The organism is Streptomyces sp. NPDC058637, from assembly GCF_042717325.1.
Lineage (GTDB): Bacteria > Actinomycetota > Actinomycetes > Streptomycetales > Streptomycetaceae > Streptomyces.
Genome location: NZ_JBHXRD010000029.1, coordinates 35,719 through 50,292, shown reverse-complemented (window position 1 = coordinate 50,292; position 14,574 = coordinate 35,719). Strand labels below are relative to the sequence as shown.

The window sequence follows — 14,574 nt, the reverse complement described above, 5'->3', positions numbered from 1 at the left end:
GCAGCGATGTTCCGCCGTACGTTCTGGTTCACCGCCGGCGCAGCCGCCGGTGTCTGGGCCACCACCAAGGTCAACCGCAAGATCAAGCAGCTGACTCCCGAGAGCCTCGCGGCGCAGGCCGCGGACAAAGCGATCGAGGCGGGTCACCGGTTGAAGGACTTCGCCCTCGACGTGCGTGAGGGCATGGTCCGGCGCGAGGCCGAACTGGGCGGGGCGCTGGGCCTCCAGGCGCCCGTCGACCCCGAACTCCCGGTCACCGGCCACATCGCCGTCGACCCGGCCAGGCCCGCCCCCACGCATCGAACACTCCCCTGCAACTCGAACAACCGGAATGAGGACCACTAATGGAGTCGGCTGAAATTCGCCGCCGCTGGCTGAGCTTCTTCGAGGAGCGCGGTCACACCGTCGTCCCTTCGGCGTCGCTCATCGCGGACGACCCGACTCTGCTGCTGGTCCCCGCGGGCATGGTCCCCTTCAAGCCGTACTTCCTCGGCGAGGTCAAGCCGCCCGCCCCGCGCGTCACCAGCGTGCAGAAGTGCGTCCGTACGCCGGACATCGAAGAGGTCGGCAAGACCACCCGGCACGGCACGTTCTTCCAGATGTGCGGGAACTTCTCCTTCGGGGACTACTTCAAGGAAGGCGCCATCCAGTTCGCCTGGGAGGCCCTGACCAACTCCGTCGAGGACGGCGGCTACGGCCTCGACCCCGAGCGTCTGTGGATCACCGTCTACCTGGACGACGACGAGGCCGAGCAGATCTGGCGCGAGAAGATCGGCGTCCCGGCCGAGCGCATCCAGCGCCTGGGCAAGAAGGACAACTTCTGGTCCATGGGCGTCCCCGGTCCCTGCGGCCCGTGCTCCGAGATCAACTACGACCGCGGCCCGGAGTTCGGCGTCGAGGGCGGCCCGGCCGTCAACGACGAGCGCTACGTGGAGATCTGGAACCTGGTCTTCATGCAGTACGAGCGGGGTGCCGGCGACGGCAAGGAGGACTTCCCGATCCTCGGCGACCTGCCGTCGCAGAACATCGACACCGGTCTCGGCCTCGAACGCCTCGCCATGATCCTTCAGGGCGTACAGAACATGTACGAGACCGACACCCTGCGCGTCGTCATGGACAAGGCCACCGAGCTCACCGGTGTGCGCTACGGCGCCGAGCAGGGCTCCGACGTGTCCCTCCGCGTCGTCGCCGACCACATCCGCACCTCGGTGATGCTCATCGGCGACGGCGTCACCCCCGGCAACGAGGGCCGCGGCTACGTCCTGCGCCGCATCATGCGCCGCGCCATCCGCAACATGCGGCTCATGGGCGCCACGGGCCCGGTGGTCGAGGCGCTGGTGGACGTCGTGATCAGCACCATGGGTGAGCAGTACCCGGAGCTCATCACCGACCGCAAGCGCATCGAGACCGTCGCCCTCGCCGAGGAGGCCGCCTTCCTCAAGGCCCTCAAGGGCGGCACGAACATCCTCGAGACCGCGGTCACCGAGACCAAGCAGGCCGGCGGCAAGGTCCTGGCCGGCGACAAGGCGTTCCTGCTCCACGACACCTGGGGCTTCCCGATCGACCTCACCCTGGAGATGGCCGCCGAACAGGGCCTCTCGGTCGACGAAGAGGGCTTCCGCCGGCTGATGCAGGAGCAGCGGGACAAGGCCAAGGCCGACGCCAAGGCCAAGAAGACCGGTCACGCCGACCTGTCCGCCTACCGCGAGGTCGCCGACAACTCCGGCACCACCGAGTTCACCGGCTACGCCTCCACCGAGGGCGAGTCGACGATCGTCGGCCTCCTCGTCGACGGCGTCCCCTCACCGGCCGCCACCGAGGGCGACGAGGTCGAAGTCGTCCTGGACCGCACCCCGTTCTACGCGGAGGGAGGCGGCCAGCTCGCCGACCAGGGGCGCATCCGGCTCGACACCGGCGCCGTCATCCAGATCCGCGACGTGCAGCAGCCCGTCCCGGGCGTCTCGGTCCACAAGGGCTCCGTCCAGGTCGGCGAGGTGACGGTCGGCGCCTCCGCCTACGCCGCCATCGACAACACGCGACGCCGCGCCATCGCCCGCGCCCACAGCGCCACACACCTCACGCACCAGGCGCTGCGTGACGCGCTCGGCCCGACGGCCGCCCAGGCCGGTTCGGAGAACTCACCCGGCCGCTTCCGCTTCGACTTCGGCTCGCCCGCCGCCGTACCCGGCACGGTCCTCACCGACGTCGAGCAGAAGATCAACGAGGTCCTCTCGCGGGAGCTCGACGTCCAGGCCGAGGTCATGTCGATCGACGAGGCCAAGAAGCAGGGCGCCATCGCCGAGTTCGGCGAGAAGTACGGCGAGCGGGTCCGGGTCGTCACCATCGGCGACTTCTCCAAGGAGCTGTGCGGCGGTACGCACGTCAACAACACCTCTCAGCTGGGCCTGGTGAAGCTGCTCGGCGAGTCCTCCATCGGTTCCGGTGTGCGCCGCATCGAGGCCCTGGTCGGCGTGGACGCGTACAACTTCCTCGCCAAGGAGCACACGGTCGTCGCCCAGCTCCAGGAGCTGGTCAAGGGCCGCGCCGAGGAGCTTCCGGAGAAGATCGCCGGAATGCTCGGCAAGCTGAAGGACGCCGAGAAGGAGATCGAGAAGTTCCGCGCGGAGAAGGTCCTGGCCGCCGCCGCCGGGCTGGTCGACTCCGCCAAGGACGTACGGGGCGTCGCCCTGGTCACCGGACAGGTGCCGGACGGCACCTCCACCGACGACCTGCGCAGGCTCGTCCTCGACGTGCGCGGACGCATCCAGGGCGGCCGGCCGGCCGTCGTGGCCCTGTTCACCACGGCCAACGGCCGCCCGCTGACCGTCATCGCCACCAACGAGGCGGCCCGCGAGCGCGGTCTCAAGGCCGGTGACCTGGTCCGTACCGCCGCCAAGACCCTCGGCGGCGGCGGTGGCGGGAAGCCGGACGTCGCCCAGGGCGGCGGCCAGAACCCGGACGCCATCGGCGACGCCGTCGCCGCTGTCGAGCGCCTCGTCACCGAGACGGCGTGACGCCGCAGATGGCACAGATGCGCCGCGGACGCCGACTCGCCGTCGACGTCGGGGACGCCCGTATCGGGGTCGCCTCGTGCGACCCCGACGGGATCCTCGCCACGCCGGTGGAGACCGTGCCGGGACGCGACGTCCCGGCCGCCCACCGGCGGCTCGGCCAGATCGTCCAGGAGTACGAGCCGATCGAGGTCATCGTCGGGCTGCCCCGCTCACTGGGCGGCGGCGAGGGCCCGGCGGCGGCCAAGGTCCGGGCCTTCGCCCAGGTGTTCGCCCGCTCGGTCGCACCCGTTCCGGTGCGGCTGGTGGACGAGAGGATGACCACGGTGACGGCCAGCCAAGGGCTCCGCGCCTCGGGCGTGAAGTCGAAGAAGGGCCGGTCGGTCATCGACCAGGCTGCCGCCGTGGTGATCCTTCAGAACGCCCTGGAGTCCGAACGGGCGTCAGGACGGCCCCCGGGCGAGGGCGTCGAAGTGGTTGTCTGATCGCGATACGGTAACGTTCCGCGCGATGCGTCGGTGTTCGAACAAACACCGCACAGCCAAGCGAAGAGACGGAACGTCGTCTCGCGGCTCTAGGGGATCGATGACTGAGTATGGCCGGGGCCCCGGCTCCGAACCGTGGCATCCCGAGGATCCCCTGTACGGGGACCAGGGATGGGAAGGCCGGCAGGCCGCCCGCGGCCAGGGCCCGCACGAAGGCCAGCAGCAGCCCTACCCGCAGGACCCGTACGCCCAGCAGCAACCGCAGCAGGGCTACCCGCAGGATCCCTATACCCAGCAGCAGGACCCGTACGCGCAACAGCAGCAACAACAGCATCAGCACGACCCGTACGCCCAGCAGTATCAGCAGGATCCTTACGGGCAGCAGCAGCATCAGCAGGATCCGTACGCGCAGCAGCCTCAGTACGGCGCGCCGCAGGACCCGTACGCCCAGCAGCAGCAGCCGACGCAGCAGCAGTACAACGGCGGCTGGGACACCGGCCAGCAGGCCGCGATGCCGTACGAGCCGCAGCCCCAGCCCCCGTACGGCAACGCCCAGGGCGGCTACGGCGAGCAGCCCGACTACTACGGCACGCCCGAGGCCTACCCTCCGCCGCAGCCCCCCGGCCACCGTGAGCAGGCGCCGGAGCCGCAGCAGCACGCCCAGCCCCGGGAACCCCAGCAGCAGAACCCGGACTGGGACCCGGACGTGCCGCAGGAGGAGACGCATCCTTTCTTCACCGGCACGGACGAACCGGCCGGCGACCGGGACTCCCGCGACGGCCGGGACCTCCGGGACGACGAATACGACGACGACCCGCGCGAGTCCCGCCGGGGCGGCGAGCGCCGCGGCAAGGCAAAGAAGAAGAGCCGCAACGGCTGCGCCTGCCTCGGCGTCGCGGTGGTCCTCGTCGGAGGCCTCGGGGGAGTGGGCTACCTCGGCTACTCGTACTACCAGAGCCAGTTCGGCGAAGCGCCCGACTACGCGGGCGGCGGCAGCGGCTCGGTCGAGGTGGAGATCCCGAAGGGCGCGCTCGGGAACGAGATCGCGAGCATTCTGAAGAAGGCCGGTGTCGTGAAATCGGCCGACGCCTTCATCTCTGCGCAGAACGGAAACCCCAAAGGGAAGTCCATCCAGGCCGGTGTGTATCTCCTGAAGGAGGAGATGTCGGCGGACAGTGCCTTGACGATGATGCTCGATCCGAAGAGTCAGAATCCGCTGGTCATTCCTGAGGGAACGAGCACCCTTGGCATCTACGCGCTCATCGACATGCGGCTCGATCTGAAGAAGGGCACCACCGCCGGCGTTGCGAAGACGAAGGCGGAGAGTCTCGGTCTGCCGGAATGGGCCGATGGTGATCCGAAGATCAAGGATCCCCTGGAGGGTTTCCTTTTCCCCGCCGCATATCCCGTCGCCAAGGGCGGGAAGCCCGAAGACACCCTGAAGAGGATGGTGTCCAGGGCGAATGAGGAATACGGCAAGCTCGATCTCGAGAAGAACGCCGAGCGGCTCAAACTCAAGTCGCCTCTCGAGCTGATCACCGTGGCGAGCCTCGTCCAGAAAGAGGGCAAGTACAAGCACGACTTCGACAAGGTCGCGAGGGTTGTGTACAACCGGCTCGAGCCGGACAACCTGGAGACGGTGGGCAGGCTCGAATTCGATTCGACGATCAATTACATTCGGGCGGAGAGCACGTTGGACCTCGGTCCCGTGGACAAGCTCCGGAAGATCGACGATCCGTACAACACGTACAGCATCAAGGGGCTGCCCCTCGGCCCGATCTCCAATCCCGGTACGGACGCACTGAACTCCGCGATCAATCCGGCGTCCGGTCCCTGGTACTACTTCGTCTCCGTGACCGAGGACAAGACGGTGTTCGCGGTGACGAACGAGGAGCACGAGCGCAACCGGCGCGAGTACGAAGCGCAGCAGGCGAGCCAGTGATGCGTCGCGCGGCCGTCCTCGGCTCCCCCATCGCCCACTCCCTGTCCCCGGTCCTCCACCGGGCCGCCTACGCGGACCTAGGCCTCGACCACTGGTCGTACGACCGGTTCGACGTGGACGAGGCGGCGCTCCCCGGTTTCATCGAGGGCCTGGACGCCTCGTGGGCCGGGTTGTCCCTGACCATGCCGCTCAAGCGGGCGATCATCCCGCTGCTCGACGGGGTCAGCGACACGGCCGCGTCGGTCGAGGCCGTCAACACCGTCGTCCTCGCCGAGGACGGCCGCAGGACGGGCGACAACACCGACATCCCCGGAATGATCGCGGCACTGCGCGAGCGCGGCGTCGAGAAGGTGGAGTCCGCCGCGATCCTCGGCGCGGGCGCCACGGCCTCCTCCGCGCTGGCGGCCCTGGCGGAGATCTGCACCGGGCCGGTGACGGCCTTCGTACGCAGCTCCGCACGGGCCGGCGAGATGCGGGCGTGGGGCGAACGCCTCGGCGTCGACGTCCGGATCGCGGACTGGGCGGACGCCGCAGAGGCACTGCACGCGCCGCTGGTCATCGCCACGACACCGGCCGGCACGACGGACGCCCTGGCGGCTGCCGTACCGGACCGGCCGGGCACGCTGTTCGACGTGCTGTACGAGCCGTGGCCCACCGTCCTCGCCACCCGCTGGTCGGCCGTCGGCGGCCCCTTGGTGGGCGGCCTCGACCTCCTGGTCCACCAAGCCGTTCTGCAGGTCGAACAGATGACCGGGTGTGCCGCCGCGCCGCTCGCCGTGATGCGGGCGGCCGGCGAGCGGGCCCTGGCAGGACGACCGGAGTACTAGCCGCGCTGCTCCCCGCCGGCGTCCCGTGCGCGGACAGCGGTCGGCCGCGTCCGCCGTAACCCCGTCCACCCCGGCGCACAGGCCCGGCGCAGGTGGTCCGCCGTCCGTCTGCTGGACCTGCGGCGGATCGGCGCCCCGGGCGTGGGAGGATCGGGGGCGGCGGGCCAGGGCCGCGCACCCGGTCGCGCCGTTGGATTTTCAGGCGCGAGCATGAGGAGCACCGTTGAGCAGGTTGCGCTGGCTGACCGCGGGGGAGTCGCACGGCCCCGCACTGGTGGCGACGCTGGAGGGTCTTCCCGCCGGCATCCCGGTCACCACGGAGATGGTGGCGGACGCGCTCGCCCGGCGACGGCTCGGTTACGGGCGTGGCGCGCGGATGAAGTTCGAGAAGGACGAGGTCACCTTCCTCGGCGGCGTCCGGCACGGGCTCACCATGGGTTCGCCCGTCGCCGTGATGGTGGGCAACACCGAGTGGCCCAAGTGGGAGCAGGTCATGTCGGCCGACCCGGTCGACCCCGACGTCCTGGCCGCCCAGGCCCGTAACGCCCCGCTGACCCGGCCCCGGCCCGGTCACGCCGACCTCGCCGGGATGCAGAAGTACGGCTTCGACGAGGCCCGGCCGATCCTGGAGCGCGCCAGTGCCCGGGAGACCGCGGCCCGGGTCGCCCTCGGCGCGGTCGCCCGCTCCTACCTCAAGGAGACCGCGGGCATCGAGATCGTCTCCCATGTCGTCGAGCTGGCCGCGGCCAAGGCGCCCTACGGCGTCTACCCCAAGCCCTCCGACGTCCAGCGGCTCGACGCCGACCCCGTGCGCTGTCTGGACGCCGACGCGTCGAAGGCGATGGTCGCGGAGATCGACCAGGCCCACAAGGACGGTGACACCCTCGGCGGCGTCGTCGAGGTGCTCGCGTACGGCGTGCCCGTCGGTCTCGGGTCGCACGTGCACTGGGACCGCAGGCTCGACGCCCGGCTCGCCGCCGCGCTGATGGGCATCCAGGCCATCAAGGGTGTCGAGGTCGGCGACGGCTTCGACCTCGCCCGGGTGCCCGGCTCCCGGGCGCACGACGAGATCGTGGCCACCGCGGACGGGATCAGGCGCACCTCCGGCCGCTCCGGCGGCACCGAGGGCGGCCTGACCACCGGTGAACTGCTGCGCGTCCGTGCCGCGATGAAGCCCATCGCCACCGTGCCCCGCGCGCTCGCCACCATCGACGTCGTCACCGGTGAGGCGGCCAAGGCACACCACCAGCGCTCCGACGTCTGCGCCGTCCCGGCCGCCGGGATCGTCGCCGAGGCGATGGTCGCCCTGGTGCTGGCCGACGCGGTCGCGGAGAAGTTCGGCGGCGACAGCGTCGCCGAGACCCACCGCAACGTGCAGTCCTACCTCGCCCACCTGCAGATCCGGTGAGCGGCCCGCTGATCGTCCTCGTCGGCCCGATGGGGGCCGGCAAGTCCACGGTGGGCGAACTGCTCGCCGAGAGCCTCGGCACCACCTACCGGGACACCGACGCGGACGTCGTGGCCACCGCGGGCAAGGAGATCTCCGAGATCTTCTTCGACGAGGGCGAGGAGCACTTCCGGGCCCTGGAGCGGCAGGCCGTACGCGACGCCCTCGCCCTGCACACGGGCGTCCTCTCGCTCGGCGGCGGAGCCGTGCTCGACGAGGAGACCCGCACCCTGCTCGCCGGCCACCCGGTCGTCTACCTCTCGATGGACGTCGACGAGGCCGTCAGACGGGTCGGGCTGAACACCGCCCGCCCGCTGCTCGCCGTCAACCCGCGGCGGCAGTGGCGCGAGCTCATGGACGCCCGGCGTCACCTCTACGAAGAAGTGGCCCGCACGACCGTCGCCACCGACGAACGCACCCCCGAAGAGGTCGCCCGGGCGATCCTCGACGCACTGGAACTGCCGGAGCACACGGGTGACCCCGTGCCGTCCGGCCGGGAGACCACACGCATGACCGAGCAGGGCACCACCCGCATCCAGGTCGCCGGCACGGCGGGCACCGACCCGTACGAGGTGCTCGTCGGCCACCGGCTCCTCGGCGAGCTGCCGCAGCTCATCGGCGACCGCGCCAAGCGGGTCGCCGTCCTGCACCCCGAGGCGCTCGCCGAGACCGGTGAGGCGGTCCGCGAGGACCTCGCGGCCCAGGGCTACGAGGCCATCGCGATCCAGCTGCCGAACGCCGAGGAGGCCAAGACCGTCGAGGTCGCCGCCTACTGCTGGAAGGCGCTCGGCCAGACCGGTTTCACCCGCACCGACGTCATCGTCGGCGTCGGCGGCGGGGCCACCACGGACGTGGCGGGCTTCGTCGCCGCCTCCTGGCTGCGCGGGGTGCGCTGGATCGCCGTACCGACGACCGTGCTCGCCATGGTCGACGCGGCCGTCGGCGGCAAGACCGGCATCAACACCGCCGAGGGCAAGAACCTCGTCGGCGCCTTCCACCCGCCCGCCGGAGTGATCTGCGACCTGGCCGCGCTCGACTCGCTGCCGGTCAACGACTACGTCTCGGGCATGGCGGAGATCATCAAGGCCGGGTTCATCGCCGACCCGGTCATCCTCGACCTGGTCGAGGCCGACCCGCAGGGCGCCCGTACGCCCGCGGGTCCGCACACCGCGGAGCTGATCGAGCGCTCCATCCGGGTCAAGGCCGAGGTCGTCTCCAGCGACCTCAAGGAGTCCGGCCTCCGGGAGATCCTCAACTACGGGCACACCCTCGCCCACGCCATCGAGAAGAACGAGCGCTACAAGTGGCGCCACGGCGCCGCCGTCTCGATCGGCATGGTCTTCGCCGCCGAACTGGGCCGCCTCGCCGGACGCCTGGACGACGCCACCGCCGACCGGCACCGCGCCGTCCTGGAGTCCGTCGGACTGCCGCTCACCTACCGCGGCGACCAGTGGCCCAAGCTCCTGGAGAACATGAAGGTCGACAAGAAGTCCCGCGGCGACCTCCTGCGCTTCATCGTCCTGGACGGCATCGGCAGGCCCACCGTGCTGGAGGGCCCCGACCCGGCCGTGCTGCTCGCCGCCTACGGGGAGGTCTCCGCGTGACGACCCGCAGGGTCCTCGTCCTCAACGGCCCGAACCTCGGCAGGCTCGGCTCCCGCGAGCCCGACGTGTACGGGGCGACGTCCTACGCCGGACTCGTCGAGACCTGCCAAACCCTCGGCAAGGAGCTCGGCTTCGACGTCGACGTCCGCGAGACCAACGACGAGGGCGAGCTGATCCGCTGGCTCCACGAGGCCGCCGACCGATCGATTCCGGTCGTCCTCAACCCGGGTGCCTTCACCCACTACTCGTACGGCATGCGCGACGCGGCGGCGCAGCGCACCGCTCCGCTGATCGAGGTGCACATCTCGAATCCGTACGCACGGGAGGAATTCCGCCACACCTCCGTGGTCGCCCCGGTGGCCACCGGCACCGTGGCCGGATTCGGTATCGGCTCCTACCGCCTCGCGCTGCGGGCCCTCGCCGACGAGCTGGAGAGCTGACGGACCGACAGCGGGCACGTCGTACCTTCCCCGGACGTTCACCGCAGGGTGGCCGGGGAAGGTACGGTTGCCGTCGACCAGCGCCAGTTGCCTGTACGAGACGGAGTGGCACCGGATGCAGCACGCAGTGGGGGCCCCGCTGCCGCCGCCCCAGGGTCCCGGAAACGGACCGTGGGCGCACCAGGCCCAGCACCCAGGCCACCCCGGTCCGCCGGGACCGCCGCCATCGATACCTCCCCTGCCCCAGGGGCAGGGCTGGACCGGCCCCGCGCCCCAGCACGCCCCCGTCCCGCCCTCACGGGAGACCACCGGGCACGTCCAGCTCCCGCCGGGCGGTCCCGTCCCGCTGCCCGCGCCGCCGGCCGAGCCCGGCACCGGCAGCGCGACCCTGGCCGTGCTCCTGATCGGTCCCGCGGGGGCCGGCAAGACGACGGTCGCCGAACTTTGGGCGGCCCGCCGCCGCGTCCCCACCGCGCACGTCTCGCTCGACGACGTCCGCGAGTGGGTCTGCTCCGGCTTCGCCGACCCGCAGGCCGGCTGGAACGACCACTCCGAGGCCCAGTACCGGCTGGCCCGCCGCACCTGCGGTTTCGCCGCCCGCAATTTCCTGGCCAACGGCATCTCCTGCATCCTCGACGACGCGGTCTTCCCGGACCGGCCCGTCGTCGGCCTGGGAGGCTGGAAGCGCCACGTGGGCCCCGGACTGCTGCCCGTCGTCCTCCTGCCCGGCCTGGAGGTCGTCCTGGAGCGCAACGCGGCCCGCAGCGGCAACCGCCGCCTCTCCGACGAGGAAGTCGCCCGGATCCACGGGCGGATGGCCGGCTGGTACGGCTCCGGCCTGCCGATCATCGACAACTCCACGTACGACGTCGAGACGACCGCCCGGGTCCTCGACGACGTCCTGGCCCGGTCCATAGCCAGCCCCCCGGCCTGGTAGCCCCCGCGGCGCCGTCCCCGGTCGGCTGCGCCGGCCGGGCGGTCCACCGCGGGTGCTCGTAGGCTCGGAACATGTCAGAGGTGTACGCCGTCCGACGCGGGCTGCTGCGAGACCGGTACGCCGCCGCCGGATCCGCGGCCGCCCTGGTCTCCCGTCCCGCCAACGTCCGCTATCTCGCGGGCGCGGCCCCGCCCGGCGCCGTGCTGCTGCTCGGACCGGGCGAGGACGTCCTGCTCTGCCCCCGGTCCCCGGCCGGGGACCCCGCCCGGGAACGCCCCGACGAACAGCTGCGGCTGACCGTGCTGCCCGCGCCGGACGGCGATCCGGTCGTCGTCGCCGCGGGCCTGGTCCGTTCCCTGGACGTGGACTCCCTCGCCGTCGAGGAGCACTACCTGACCGTCGCCCGCCACCGCGCCATGACCTCCGTCGCCCCGCACCTGCGCCTGGCCGACCTCGGCCACACCGTGGAGCAGCTGCGCCTGGTCAAGGACGAGGAGGAGCTGGCCTGCCTGCGGATCGCCGCCGAGATCACCGACCAGGCCCTCGGAGAGCTCCTGGAATCGATTCTGGTGGGCCGCACCGAACGCCATCTCGCGCTGGAGCTGGAGCGCCGCCTGGTGGACCACGGCGCGGACGGCCCGGCCTTCGCCACTTCCGTGGGGACGGGCCCCAATTCGGGACAGGGCGGTCACCGGCCCTCGGACCGGAGGGTGGAGGAAGGTGATTTCCTCTCCGTCTGCCTCGGTGCGAACTATCGCGGCTACCGGTGCGAGATCGGGCGGACCTTCGTCATCGGGACCGCTCCGGCGGACTGGCAGATCGAGCTCTACGATCTTGTTTTCGCCGCTCAGCGGGCCGGCCGGGAGGCTCTCGTACCCGGGGCCGCCTGCCGTGACGTGGACCGCGCCGCCCGTCATCTGCTGGACTCGGCGGGGCACGCGGACGGCCTCCAGGCCTGTACCGGGCACGGGGTCGGGCTCGAAATCGACGAGGACCCGCAGCTGGCACCGACAGCCATGGGTAAACTGGACGCTTGTGTGCCGGTCACCGTCGAACCGGGGGTCCACCTCCCGGGCCGGGGCGGTGTCCGGATCGATGACACTCTCGTCGTGCGCCCCGAGGCGGACGGCGGACCCGAGCTACTCACCATTACGACCAAGGAGCTGCTCGCGCTCTAGCGCGCATCCTCGGTCGTCCACCAGCTTCAGTCCAGGAGATTCCGCAACCGTGGCTTCCACGAACGACCTCAAGAACGGCCTGGTGCTCAAGCTCGACGGAGGCCAGCTCTGGTCCGTCGTCGAGTTCCAGCACGTCAAGCCCGGCAAGGGCCCCGCCTTCGTGCGCACCAAGCTCAAGAACGTGCTCTCCGGCAAGGTCGTCGACAAGACGTTCAACGCCGGTGTGAAGGTCGAAACGGCCACCATCGACCGCCGGGACATGCAGTTCTCGTACATGGACGGCGAGTACTTCGTCTTCATGGACATGAACACGTACGACCAGCTCATGGTCGACCGCAAGGCTGTCGGTGACGCGGCCAACTTCCTGATCGAGGGCTTCACCGCCTCCGTGGCGCAGCACGAGGGCGAGGTGCTCTACGTAGAGCTGCCCGCCGCGGTCGAGCTGACCATCCAGCACACCGACCCCGGTGTCCAGGGTGACCGCTCCACCGGCGGCAGCAAGCCCGCCACGCTGGAGACCGGTTACGAGATCGGCGTGCCGCTCTTCATCACCACCGGCGAGAAGATCAAGGTCGACACCCGTACGGGCGACTACCTCGGCCGGGTGAACAGCTAACCGTGGCTGCCCGGAACAAGGCCCGCAAGCGCGCCTTCCAGATCCTTTTCGAGGCCGACCAGCGCGGTGAGTCCGTGCAGACGGTCCTCGCGGACTGGGTCCGGCTCTCGCGGACCGACGACCGTCAGCCGCCGGTCGGCGAATTCACGATGGAGCTCGTCGAGGGGTACGCGCAGTACGCGGACCGCATCGACGACCTCATCGTCACCTACGCGGTGGACTGGGAGATCGACCGGATGCCGGTCGTCGACCGGAGCATCCTGCGGCTCGGTGCGTACGAGCTGATCTGGATGGACTCGACCCCGGACGCCGTGGCGATCGACGAGGCGGTCCAGCTCGCCAAGGAGTTCTCCACGGACGACTCCCCGTCCTTCGTGAACGGCATGCTGGCCCGGTTCAAGGACCTCAAGCCGAACCTCCGCCGGGAGCAGTGATCCGGCGGCTTTCAGCCGAACGAAGGGCCCACGGTCGATGCGACCGTGGGCCCTTCGGCGTACCCGCGTCGTTGCGGGCGGGCCGCACTGTCGCGGCGGGACCAAGCGGGTGACGGAAGCGGACCGGCGGGCGTGCGGGTCAGGACGCCCCCTGCGCCCCGGGACGCCCAGGACGCGGGCCGGAAAGCGGCCCTCGGCGTCCGGTGACAGAGCCGGGGCCGGCCCGCCCCGGGCAACGAAAACGCCGGGCCGGCGGGGCTCAGGGCCCCGCCTACCCGGCGGTACGTTTCTGCGGGGGCGGCTCAGCCCTCGTCGTGAGCCACGGCGCGACGCGCGTCGGCGTCCAGCACGCCCCAGCTGATCAGCTGTTCCGTGAGCACGGACGGCGACTGGTCGTAGATCACGGCCAGGGTGCGCAGGTCGTCCTGGCGGATCGACAGCACCTTGCCGTTGTAGTCGCCGCGCTGGCTCTGGATCGTCGCCGCGTAACGCTGCAGCGGTCCGGCCTTCTCCGGCGGGACGTGGGCGAGGCGCTCCAGGTCCAGGACGAGCTTCGGCGGCGGCTCCGCGGCCCCGCCGGGCGTCGTGCCGGGCAGGAGCTCCTGCACCGGGACGCCGTAGAAATCAGCCAGCTCGGCAAGGCGCTGCACGGTCACGGCACGGTCGCCGCGCTCGTACGATCCGACCACGACGGCCTTCCAGCGGCCCTGGGACTTCTCCTCCACGCCGTGGAGGGAAAGGCCCTGCTGGGTGCGGATGGCGCGGAGCTTGGCCCCGAGCTGTTTTGCGTATTCGCTGGACATAAGGCTCCCCGGACGCTGGAACATTCTGCGGCTCCGCCGCGTGGCTGGTAACTCACTGTGAGGTTACGCAGCGTTACTTGGATGCGTCAAGCTGAAAGGTCCGGACTCCCACCTCCCGGGGGTGCGACCGGGGCCCGTACAAGCCCTGGTAACGTGGATGACGCAAATCCGACGTCCTTTAACGTCCGTCCAGTGAGGCGGAGAAGGAGGTCCGTTTCTTATGGACGCACAGCACGACCACACCGGCAATGCGGCACGCCCCGTTCTCGAGGCTCCCGACATCGCCCGGGTACTGACCCGGATCGCCCACGAGATCGTCGAACGCGCCAAGGGCGCCGACGACGTGGTGCTGCTCGGCATTCCGACGCGCGGTGTCTTCCTCGCCCGTCGACTGGCCGGGAAGCTCGAAGAGATCACCGGCCGGAAGACGCCGGTCGGATCGCTCGACATCACGATGTACCGCGACGACCTGAGGATGCGCCCCGCGCGCGCGCTGGCCCGTACCGAGATCCCCGGTGAGGGCATCGAGGGCAGGCTCGTCGTCCTGGTCGACGACGTGCTCTTCTCCGGCCGCACGATCCGCGCCGCCCTCGACGCGCTCGGCGACATCGGCCGGCCCCGCGCCGTACAGCTCGCGGTCCTCGTCGACCGCGGTCACCGCGAACTCCCGATCCGGGCCGACTACGTCGGCAAGAACCTCCCCACGTCGCTGCGGGAGACGGTCAGGGTGCAGCTCGCCGAGGAGGACGGCCGCGACGCCGTACTGCTCGGCCTCCAGCAGACGGTCCCGGCGGGCGAGCAGTAGCTGCTGTCCCGTCCCGTACGCCTCGTCGGCCGTACGGCCGCTTCT

Annotated in this window: 14 protein-coding genes; 13 read left to right on the top strand and 1 reads right to left on the bottom strand. The window is 70.8% G+C overall.

Going from position 1 to position 14,574, the window contains the following annotated elements; translation table 11 throughout:
- Positions 1-6 precede the first annotated feature (6 nt).
- The 12 genes from ACFWVP_RS25970 to nusB all read left to right on the top strand — a co-directional run bounded on the left by ACFWVP_RS25970 (position 7) and on the right by nusB (position 12,921).
- Positions 7-345, top strand: coding sequence for a DUF6167 family protein (locus tag ACFWVP_RS25970; RefSeq protein ID WP_384500161.1), 339 nt, complete (start codon positions 7-9; stop codon positions 343-345).
- Positions 345-3,014, top strand: a complete 2,670-nt coding sequence (gene alaS / locus ACFWVP_RS25965) for an alanine--tRNA ligase (RefSeq protein ID WP_384500159.1) — start codon at positions 345-347, stop codon at positions 3,012-3,014. The genes ACFWVP_RS25970 and alaS overlap by 1 nt, the downstream gene beginning before the upstream one ends.
- 8 nt (positions 3,015-3,022) lie before the next feature.
- Positions 3,023-3,496, top strand: a complete 474-nt coding sequence (gene ruvX / locus ACFWVP_RS25960; protein ID WP_384500227.1) for a Holliday junction resolvase RuvX — start codon at positions 3,023-3,025, stop codon at positions 3,494-3,496.
- A 100-nt stretch (positions 3,497-3,596) separates the two neighbouring features.
- Positions 3,597-5,438: an endolytic transglycosylase MltG gene (mltG, locus tag ACFWVP_RS25955; protein WP_384500226.1), complete on the top strand. Its 1,842-nt coding sequence runs from the start codon at positions 3,597-3,599 to the stop codon at positions 5,436-5,438.
- Positions 5,438-6,265 carry a shikimate dehydrogenase gene (locus tag ACFWVP_RS25950; RefSeq protein ID WP_384500158.1) on the top strand — a complete coding sequence of 276 codons (828 nt, stop codon included), beginning with the start codon at positions 5,438-5,440 and terminating at the stop codon, positions 6,263-6,265. The genes mltG and ACFWVP_RS25950 overlap by 1 nt, the downstream gene beginning before the upstream one ends.
- Before the next feature lie 223 nt (positions 6,266-6,488).
- Entirely contained in the window at positions 6,489-7,673 is a 1,185-nt protein-coding gene (gene aroC / locus ACFWVP_RS25945) for a chorismate synthase (protein WP_384500156.1), read from the top strand.
- Positions 7,670-9,316: a 3-dehydroquinate synthase gene (gene aroB, locus ACFWVP_RS25940; RefSeq protein ID WP_384500154.1), complete on the top strand. Its 1,647-nt coding sequence runs from the start codon at positions 7,670-7,672 to the stop codon at positions 9,314-9,316. Before aroC ends, aroB begins: the two co-directional genes overlap by 4 nt.
- Positions 9,313-9,756 (top strand): type II 3-dehydroquinate dehydratase, encoded by a 444-nt coding sequence (gene aroQ / locus ACFWVP_RS25935; protein WP_384500152.1) that lies wholly within the window; start codon positions 9,313-9,315, stop codon positions 9,754-9,756. Before aroB ends, aroQ begins: the two co-directional genes overlap by 4 nt.
- A gap of 115 nt (positions 9,757-9,871) precedes the next feature.
- A complete protein-coding gene (locus ACFWVP_RS25930) occupies positions 9,872-10,693 on the top strand; it encodes a Pro-rich N-terminal domain-containing protein (RefSeq protein WP_384500150.1) in 822 nt (273 codons plus the stop codon).
- Between the two features lie 71 nt (positions 10,694-10,764).
- The gene (locus tag ACFWVP_RS25925) at positions 10,765-11,871 is read left to right on the top strand and encodes a M24 family metallopeptidase (protein WP_384500148.1); all 1,107 of its coding nucleotides are present in this window, start codon (positions 10,765-10,767) and stop codon (positions 11,869-11,871) included.
- Positions 11,872-11,920: 49 nt separating this feature from the next.
- Complete coding sequence (efp, locus tag ACFWVP_RS25920) at positions 11,921-12,487, top strand: elongation factor P (protein ID WP_031097761.1); 567 nt, start codon at positions 11,921-11,923, stop codon at positions 12,485-12,487.
- Between the two features lie 2 nt (positions 12,488-12,489).
- Positions 12,490-12,921, top strand: coding sequence for a transcription antitermination factor NusB (gene nusB / locus ACFWVP_RS25915; protein WP_384500146.1), 432 nt, complete (start codon positions 12,490-12,492; stop codon positions 12,919-12,921).
- A 302-nt stretch (positions 12,922-13,223) separates the two neighbouring features.
- Here the strand turns inward: nusB and bldD are convergent, their stop codons facing one another.
- Positions 13,224-13,724 (bottom strand): transcriptional regulator BldD, encoded by a 501-nt coding sequence (gene bldD, locus ACFWVP_RS25910; protein ID WP_014157378.1) that lies wholly within the window; start codon positions 13,722-13,724, stop codon positions 13,224-13,226.
- A 220-nt stretch (positions 13,725-13,944) separates the two neighbouring features.
- Between bldD and pyrR the strand changes: the two genes are divergently transcribed.
- On the top strand, positions 13,945-14,529 hold the full coding sequence (pyrR, locus tag ACFWVP_RS25905; RefSeq protein WP_056787026.1) for a bifunctional pyr operon transcriptional regulator/uracil phosphoribosyltransferase PyrR: 585 nt from the start codon (positions 13,945-13,947) through the stop codon (positions 14,527-14,529).
- Positions 14,530-14,574: the final 45 nt, after the last annotated feature.